This is a genomic window from Arthrobacter sp. 10T419 (genome assembly GCF_056394105.1).
Genome location: NZ_JBFTHF010000008.1, coordinates 209,585 through 216,863 on the forward strand (window position 1 = coordinate 209,585; position 7,279 = coordinate 216,863).

The following is a 7,279-nucleotide window of genomic DNA, read 5'->3' on the forward strand; positions in this document are numbered from 1 at the left end:
AGTGCCTTTGCCTCAATTGATTGGCATACTGCTTGTTGGACGCATTTTGCGCATTTTGCTCACAGCTGTTGAAGTCACCGGATCATCGAAGGAGGGCCGCCGTGGGAGCCCTCAAACGCCGCCCTCCCCTGCGGTTCACGACCCAGACCCTGCTGCTCCAGCTCGGCGTGGTGGCCCTCGTGGTGCTGCTCAGCAGCGCCGTGCACGCCTGGCTGACGTACGAGCGGCTGGGCCGCGAGGCGGAGAACCAGGCACTGACCCTGGCCCGCACGGTGGCGTCGGACCCGGCGGTCCGGGCCGAGGTGCAGCAGATCAGCGCACGGCCCGGCACTCCCCCGCCCGCAGAGCTCCTCGCCGGCCCGCTGATGGCCGCCGCGGAGGGCGCCCGGGCGCGCACCGGCGCGCTGTTCGTCGTCGTCACCGACGAGACCGGACTGCGGCTGGCGCATCCCGACGCCGACCGGCTGGGCCAACGGGTCAGTACCGATCCCTCCGAGGCGCTCTCCGGCAAGGAGGTCACCACCCGGAACACCGGCACCCTGGGCCCCTCGGCCGGCGCCAAGGTCCCGGTCTTCGCGCCGGGCTCGTCCGCCGTGGTGGGCGAGGTCAGCGTGGGCTACTCCACCGAGACCATCGGCCAGAGCCTCGCCCGCGACATCGTCCCGATCGCACTGACGGCGGCCGGCGCGCTGCTGGCCGGCATCCTCGTCTCATTCCTGCTGCGGCACCGGCTCCGCCGGCTGACCCTGGGGCTGGAACCGGAGGAAATCAGCACCCTGGTCCACGACCAGGTGGCGGTCCTGCAGGGCGTGGACGACGGCGTTATCGGCGTGTCCGCCGACGGCCGGATCAGCGTCTTCAACGCCGCGGCCCGGCGGATGCTGGCCCAGCCGGACCTGGCCGGAACCAGCTGGGCGGCGGCGCCGGTGCCCGTACCGCTCAAGGCCCTGACCAGGCCGGACGCCGCCGAGGGCGACGCCGTGGAGTTCCTGGCCGACGGCCGCGTGCTGGTGGCGAGCGCCCGCAAGGCCCTGCACGGCCGGGAGGACCTAGGCTGGGTGGTCATGCTCCGGGACCGGACCGAGCTCCAGCAGCTCACCCGCCAGCTCGATGCCGTGGGCACCATGTCCACCGCCCTGCGCGCCCAACGCCACGAGTTCGCCAACCAGCTGCACACGATCGCCGGCTTCATGAGCATCGGGCAGCACCAGCAAGCGCGCGACTACCTGGCCCGGCTGGCGGCCACCGGGCCGTTGAAGTTCCCGGTGGAACAGGCCGAACTGCTGCAGGACCCCTACCTGCAGGCGTTCCTGGGCGCCAAGGGTGTGGAAGCCGACGAGCGCGGCGTCAGCCTGCGGCTCGGCCCCGAAACCCTGGTCCGCGGCCACGTCATCGAGCCGCAGGAGGTCACCACCGTGCTGGGCAACCTGATCGACAACGCCGTGAACGCCGCGGTCGCCGGCGCCGCGGCCGACCGCTGGGTGGAAGTCGAGGTGCTGGACGCACCCGGCGATGGCGGGGCCGCCGGCACACTGCACATCATCGTGGGCGACTCCGGCGACGGCCTGCCCGGCGGCGGCGACGGTTTCACGACTGCCGACGGCGGCGGTGCCGACGGCGGTGCGGAAGACGTTTTTGCCGAGGGTTTCACCACCTCGGGGCAACCCGCCCGGGCCGGTGCCGGGCAGGGCCTGGGGCTGGCCCTGGCCCGGCAGCTGGCCCGGCGCCGCGGCGGTGACGTGACGGTGCTGGAGCGGGGTGCGCCCGGCGGGCCGGGAGCCGTGTTCATGGCGACCCTCCCCGGGACCATCGCCGACTCGACCGAAGGAGACAACGATGTCTGAAGATTTCCGGGTGCTGATTGTGGACGACGACTTCCACGTCGCCAAGCTCCACGCGGCCTATGTGGATTCCGTGGCGGGCTTCCTGGCGCTGGCGCCCGCCGGGTCGGCGTCGCAGGCCCTGCAGTCCATCCACAGCCTCCGCCCGGACCTGGTGCTGCTGGACGTGTACCTGCCGGACGCCTCCGGGCTGGACCTGCTGCACCAGCTGGATGTGGACACCATGATCCTCAGCGCCGCCTCGGATGCGGCGTCAATCCGGGTCGCCTTCCGGCGCGGTGCCCTGGGCTACCTGCTCAAGCCGTTCACGGCCGAGTCGCTCTCCCAGCAATTGCGCTCCTACGCGCGCTACCGCCGCATCCTGGCCCAGCCGGGGAACCTCACGCAGGAGACGGTGGAACGGGCCAAGCGCGCCCTCATCCCGGGCGACGTCACGGCCTCCGCGCGGCCGCGGTCCGCCACGGAGGCGGCGGTGCTGGAATCGCTGGAACCCGGGGAACAGTATTCGGCGGCGGAAGTGGCCGCCCGCGTGGGCGTCTCCCGGGCCACCGCGCAGCGTTACCTCTCCTCGCTGGCGGACGACGGAGCCGTCGACATCCAGCTGCGCTACGGCACGACGGGCCGCCCGGAGCACCGCTACGGGGTGCCCGCGCTCCCCGGCCGCTAGGAACACCCTCGACCGGCCGCTCAGCCGGTGATGCTGCGTCCCCTGCGGAAGGCGTTGCGGCGGGCGTGTTCGTGCACGCGGCCCAGGGCTTCGATCTGCGCCTGCCCCTCGGCGGTGAGATCGGCAAATCTGGACGGATCGAGACCCAGTTCCGGCGCCAGTTCCTCCAGCGTCTGCCAGCCGCCGATCTTGGCCAGGACGGCGGCGCGCATCAGTTCGGATTCCAGCACCAGGGTCATGGGCGAACGGCTCAGCAGCCGGCCGTTGAGCTTGAGCCGGCCCGCATGTTCCGCGAGCCATGCCGCAGCCTGGCGGTGCGGGCGGGTGCGGACGCCCAGCTCGCGGAGCAGGCTGCGGAGCAGCTCGCGCTCGCGGCGGATCTCCGCGGCCACGGTGGCGAGCTCGGTGTGGACCGGGGTATCCGTGAAGTCCTTGACCATCCGTTCGATCCGGCCCAGTCCGGCGGTGGCGCCGGTCAGGTGGTCGGACAGATAGAGGCCGAGCAACTTCTCGTCGATGGTGTCGGGGATGTGCGGTGCCATGGATCCTCCAGCCGTACTCGTGCTGTTTTTCCAGCGTGGGTTTGGGGTGGTGTGCTGGCTGCAACCCTACCCTGAGCGGTCCGAAGCTAGGGGCTGGTTCTAGAGGTCGAGGCGGTAGACGAGCAGTTTGATGTCCGTGCCCGGGACGAACCAGTCGCGCTCGGGGACACGCTGGAAGCCGGTCTTCCGGTACAGGCCGTGGGCGCTTTCCCAGGTCCGGCCGGTGGTGAGGGCGACGCCGGTGATGCCCGGCAGGGACCTGGCGTGCTCGATGATGGCCTGCACCATGGCTTTGCCGGCGCCGCTGCGTTGCACCGCGGGGTCCACCACGAGCATCCGGAACTCCAGCTCGTCCGCCCGGGCGATGTCTGCGTAGGGCTCCCCCGCGACGGCGAGGGTCACCGAACCGACAATCCGGCCGGCGCGCTCCGCCACCCAGATGGTCGCGTTCCCGTGCCGCTGGGCGACCCGCTGGATTTCCTGCATGTACGGGTGGTCCGCGTCCTCAAAGTGGCCCGCGGCCAGGTAGGCGTCCCGGGTGATGCGGGCGACGGCATCGTAATCGGCCGGGACGGCGGGGCGAATGAGGATCTGCGAATGCACCTGTCTATGGTACGGGCGCCCGCGCAGGGTCAGGGACCAACGGGCGGTTTCCGTGACTGAACTATCAGGCGCCGGGCCGGCTGCGCCAGCCCGGACGTGCCGTCAGAGCGGGAACTTGCCGGAGAGCTCCAGGGGCCCCGCGCAGGTCCATGCCGCGAGCCGCTCGTCGTCGGAGGGCCCGCCGTCGAGCACGCTGGTCAGCCGGGGACGGCGCACCCAGCAGCCGGCCTCCTCGGCGATCAGGGCGCCGGCGGCGAAGTCGTGTTCGTTGAGTCCGCGTTCGCCGTAGGCATCGTGCGTGCCGTCCGCCACCAGGCAGAGATCCAGCGCCGCGGATCCCAGCCGGCGGACGTCCGCGAAGCCGTCCATAAGGCCGCCCAGCGCGGAAGCCTGTTCGGCCCGGACGCCCCTGTCGTAGCTGAAGCCCGTCGCCAGGATCTGGCCGGTCCGGCCCGGCACCGGTCCGTAGAGCTGCGAGCGCTGCCCGCTCTCCTCGAGCCAGGCGCCGTGGCCGCGGGAGGCATAGTAGACGCGCCCCAGCGCGGGCGCGTGGACGACGCCGGCCAGCCAGGCGCCGTCCGGGCCGGCCACTGCCACCGAGGTTCCGTAGTAGACGATGTTGCGGATGAAGTTGGTGGTGCCGTCGAGCGGGTCGATCGACCAGCGGAAACCGCTGGAGTTCGCGGGCAGCACGGTGCCGCCCTCCTCGCCGGTGATCGCGTCCTCCGGCCGGGCCCGGGTGATGACCTCGCGGACGGCGGCCTCGGACGCGAGGTCGAAGGAGGTCACCCAGTCCCCAGAATCACCCTTGTTGCTCACGCCCAGCGCGGCGGCACTCCGGCCGGCCAGCACCGCGGCGCCCGCGGCAGCCGCCTCCAGCGCCAGTTCCAGGAACGCGGCCGGCGCGGGAAATTCTTCCGGGCCGGAGCTCACTCGCCCGCCTCCTGGTGGTCTTCGCCGTCACTCCCGGCGCCGCCGTCGCCGTCGTCGCCCGAGCCGGCGTCGCCGCCCGAGCCGGCGTCGTCGCCGAGCCCGGCCGGGCCGTTAGCGAGCAGCGCGCGGAAGCCGTCCTCATCCAGGACCGGCAGCCCCAGCTGTTCCGCCTTGTCCAGCTTGGTGCCCGCGTTCTCACCGGCCACCACGTAGCTGGTGTTCTTGGAGACCGATCCGGCAGCCTTGCCGCCGCGGACCAAAATCGCTTCCTTGGCCTCGTCCCGGCTGAAGCCCTCCAGGCTGCCGGTGACCACAACGGTCAGGCCCTCCAGGGTGCGCGGGGTCGACTCGTCGCGCTCGTCCTCCATCCGGACTCCGTCGGCGGCCCAGGTGTCCACGATTTCACGGTGCCAGTCTTCGGCGAACCATTCCTTGAGCGCGACGGCGATCACCGGCCCCACGCCGTCGACGTTGGCCAGTTCCTCCTCGGAGGCCTGGCGGATGGCATCCATGGTTCCGAAGGCGGTGGCCAGTGCACGCGACGCCCGCGGTCCCACGTGGCGGATGGACAGCGCCACCAGGACGCGCCAGAGCGGCTGGGTCTTGGCCTTTTCGAGTTCGTTGAAGAGCTTCTCGGTGGTGGCGGTCGGCTTGGACGGGACCTTGGCCGTGCCCTTGGTGTAGAAGTACGGCACCAGCTCGAACTCGCCGGTCGCCACGCCCTTGGAGCGCTTTTCGCGGCGGATCCGGACCCCGGCAAGGTCCTCGGGCGTGAGCCGGAACAGGTTCGCCTCCGTCGTGAGCGGTGCGACGTCGGGCTCGGCCGGCTGGGTCAGGGCGATCGCCGCTTCCCAACCGAGGGCCTCGATGTCGAAGGCGCCGCGGCCGGCCAGGTGGAAGACGCGTTCGCGCAGCTGCGCCGGGCAGGACCGGGCATTGGGGCAGCGGATGTCGACGTCGCCTTCCTTGGCCGGTGCGAGCGGTGTGCCGCAGGCGGGGCATTCGGTGGGCATGACGAAGTCGCGCACCGGCGGGTCCTGGGCGTCGCGGAGGGCCAGCACGGGCCCGACGATTTCCGGGATGACGTCCCCGGCCTTGCGCAGCACCACGATGTCGCCGATCTTGACGCCCTTAGCCTTGACGACCTCCTGGTTGTGCAGGGTGGCCATTTCCACCGTGGAGCCGGCCACCTTGACCGGCACCATCACGCCGTAGGGGGTGACGCGGCCGGTGCGGCCCACGTTGACGGCGATATCGAGCAGCTTGGTGTTGACCTCTTCCGGCGGGTACTTGTAGGCCACGGCCCAGCGAGGGACCCGGGAGGTGTAGCCGAGGGCGCGCTGGGTGGCGAAGTCGTCCACCTTGACCACGATGCCGTCGATCTCATGGCTGAGGCTGTGCCGTTTGTCTCCGTAGCGCCGGATGAAGTCCAGCACTTCCGTCAGGCCGGGCAGCACCTCGAAGTACGGGCTGGTGGGCAGCCCCCAGTCGGCGAGCTGGCGGTAGGTGTCCGACTGGCTGACGGTTTCCAGGCCCTCGCGGGCGCCGATGCCGTGCACGTACATCTTGAGCGGCCGCTTGGCGGTCTCCGCCGGGTCCTTCTGCCGCAGCGAGCCGGCGGCGGCGTTGCGCGGGTTGGCCAGCGGCGCCTTGCCGGCCTCGATCAGCGCCTCGTTGAATTCCGCGAACGCCTTGGACGGGATGAAGACCTCGCCGCGGATCTCCATCTCGGCCGGGAAGTTCCCGCCCTTGAGCTGCTGCGGGATTTCCTTGATGGTCAGGACGTTGTGGGTGATGTCTTCCCCGGTGAAGCCGTCGCCGCGGGTGGCCGCGCGGACGAGCACGCCGTCGCGGTAGAGCAGGTTCACGGCCAGGCCGTCGATCTTGAGTTCGGTGAGCCACGACGGCGGGTTGCCGCCGTTACCGAGCTTGGCGACGCCGGCCTCGGCCTTGGCGATCCAGGCCTCCAGCTCTTCGAGCGAGAACACGTCCTCGAGGCTGTACATCCGGGTCAGGTGTTCGACGGCGGCGAAGGCGGCGGAGACTTCGCCGCCCACCTCCTGGGTGGGCGAATCGTTGGCGACCAATTCGGGGTGCATGGCCTCGATGGTCTCCAGCCGCCGGAAGAGCTCGTCGAACTCGGCGTCGGAGATGATCGGGGCGTCCTCCTGGTAGTACGCGAAGCGGTGCTTGCGGACCTCCTCGACCAGTTCTTCATACTCGGCGCGGATGGCCTCCGAGGGGACCAATTCCCCGGCCGGGCTGAGGGTTTCGGTATCTGCTGCTGTCTTCCCTGTGCTCACAGACCTATCCTGCCCTAGATCCCGGACATTGTCCGGTCAGGAGCGGGTCCGGGCGGCGCAGCCTGCCGGTGCCCGGCCGCTTTGGGCGGGCCGCTCTAAACGAACAGCCCGGACGCGGTTGCGTCCGGGCTGATCTGGAGAGGGTTCCGGCTAGCGCGAGGAGGCGCTTTCCTGCTCGGTGGCGTTGCGGTTGGCCTGCTGGCTGGCCTGCTGCAGCGCCTGGGACACCCGGGTGAGGGCCGCAACGTGCTCGCCGTTCCACTCGTTGCGGAACTTCTCCGCGTCCGGTCCCAGCCACTGGGTACCGGCCAGGACCTTGGTCAGCATCGACCTCTGGTTGTCGATCTCCTGAGAACCGGCCTGCAGCTTCGTCCCAAGAGTCTTGAGCTG

Annotated in this window: 7 protein-coding genes; 2 read left to right on the forward strand and 5 right to left on the reverse strand. The window is 70.7% G+C overall.

Features of this window, described 5'->3' with window-relative positions:
* Positions 1 to 101: 101 nt before the first annotated feature.
* The gene (locus AC1DBD_RS14310) at positions 102 to 1,844 is read left to right on the forward strand and encodes a sensor histidine kinase (protein WP_476982361.1); all 1,743 of its coding nucleotides are present in this window, start codon (positions 102 to 104) and stop codon (positions 1,842 to 1,844) included.
* Positions 1,837 to 2,508 (forward strand): response regulator, encoded by a 672-nt coding sequence (locus tag AC1DBD_RS14315; protein WP_441419502.1) that lies wholly within the window; start codon positions 1,837 to 1,839, stop codon positions 2,506 to 2,508. The genes AC1DBD_RS14310 and AC1DBD_RS14315 overlap by 8 nt, the downstream gene beginning before the upstream one ends.
* Before the next feature lie 20 nt (positions 2,509 to 2,528).
* Here the strand turns inward: AC1DBD_RS14315 and AC1DBD_RS14320 are convergent, their stop codons facing one another.
* The 5 genes from AC1DBD_RS14320 to AC1DBD_RS14340 form a co-directional block, all read right to left on the reverse strand.
* On the reverse strand, positions 2,529 to 3,050 hold the full coding sequence (locus AC1DBD_RS14320) for a hypothetical protein (RefSeq protein ID WP_476982362.1): 522 nt from the start codon (positions 3,048 to 3,050) through the stop codon (positions 2,529 to 2,531).
* Between the two features lie 99 nt (positions 3,051 to 3,149).
* The gene (locus AC1DBD_RS14325; protein ID WP_476982363.1) at positions 3,150 to 3,653 is read right to left on the reverse strand and encodes a GNAT family N-acetyltransferase; all 504 of its coding nucleotides are present in this window, start codon (positions 3,651 to 3,653) and stop codon (positions 3,150 to 3,152) included.
* 102 nt (positions 3,654 to 3,755) lie between these two features.
* Positions 3,756 to 4,586: an inositol monophosphatase family protein gene (locus AC1DBD_RS14330; protein WP_441419499.1), complete on the reverse strand. Its 831-nt coding sequence runs from the start codon at positions 4,584 to 4,586 to the stop codon at positions 3,756 to 3,758.
* The gene (gene ligA, locus AC1DBD_RS14335) at positions 4,583 to 6,889 is read right to left on the reverse strand and encodes an NAD-dependent DNA ligase LigA (RefSeq protein ID WP_476909732.1); all 2,307 of its coding nucleotides are present in this window, start codon (positions 6,887 to 6,889) and stop codon (positions 4,583 to 4,585) included. The genes AC1DBD_RS14330 and ligA overlap by 4 nt, the downstream gene beginning before the upstream one ends.
* A gap of 150 nt (positions 6,890 to 7,039) precedes the next feature.
* Positions 7,040 to 7,279 (reverse strand): hypothetical protein (locus AC1DBD_RS14340; protein WP_441419175.1); only part of this gene is annotated, 240 nt, incomplete at its 5' end.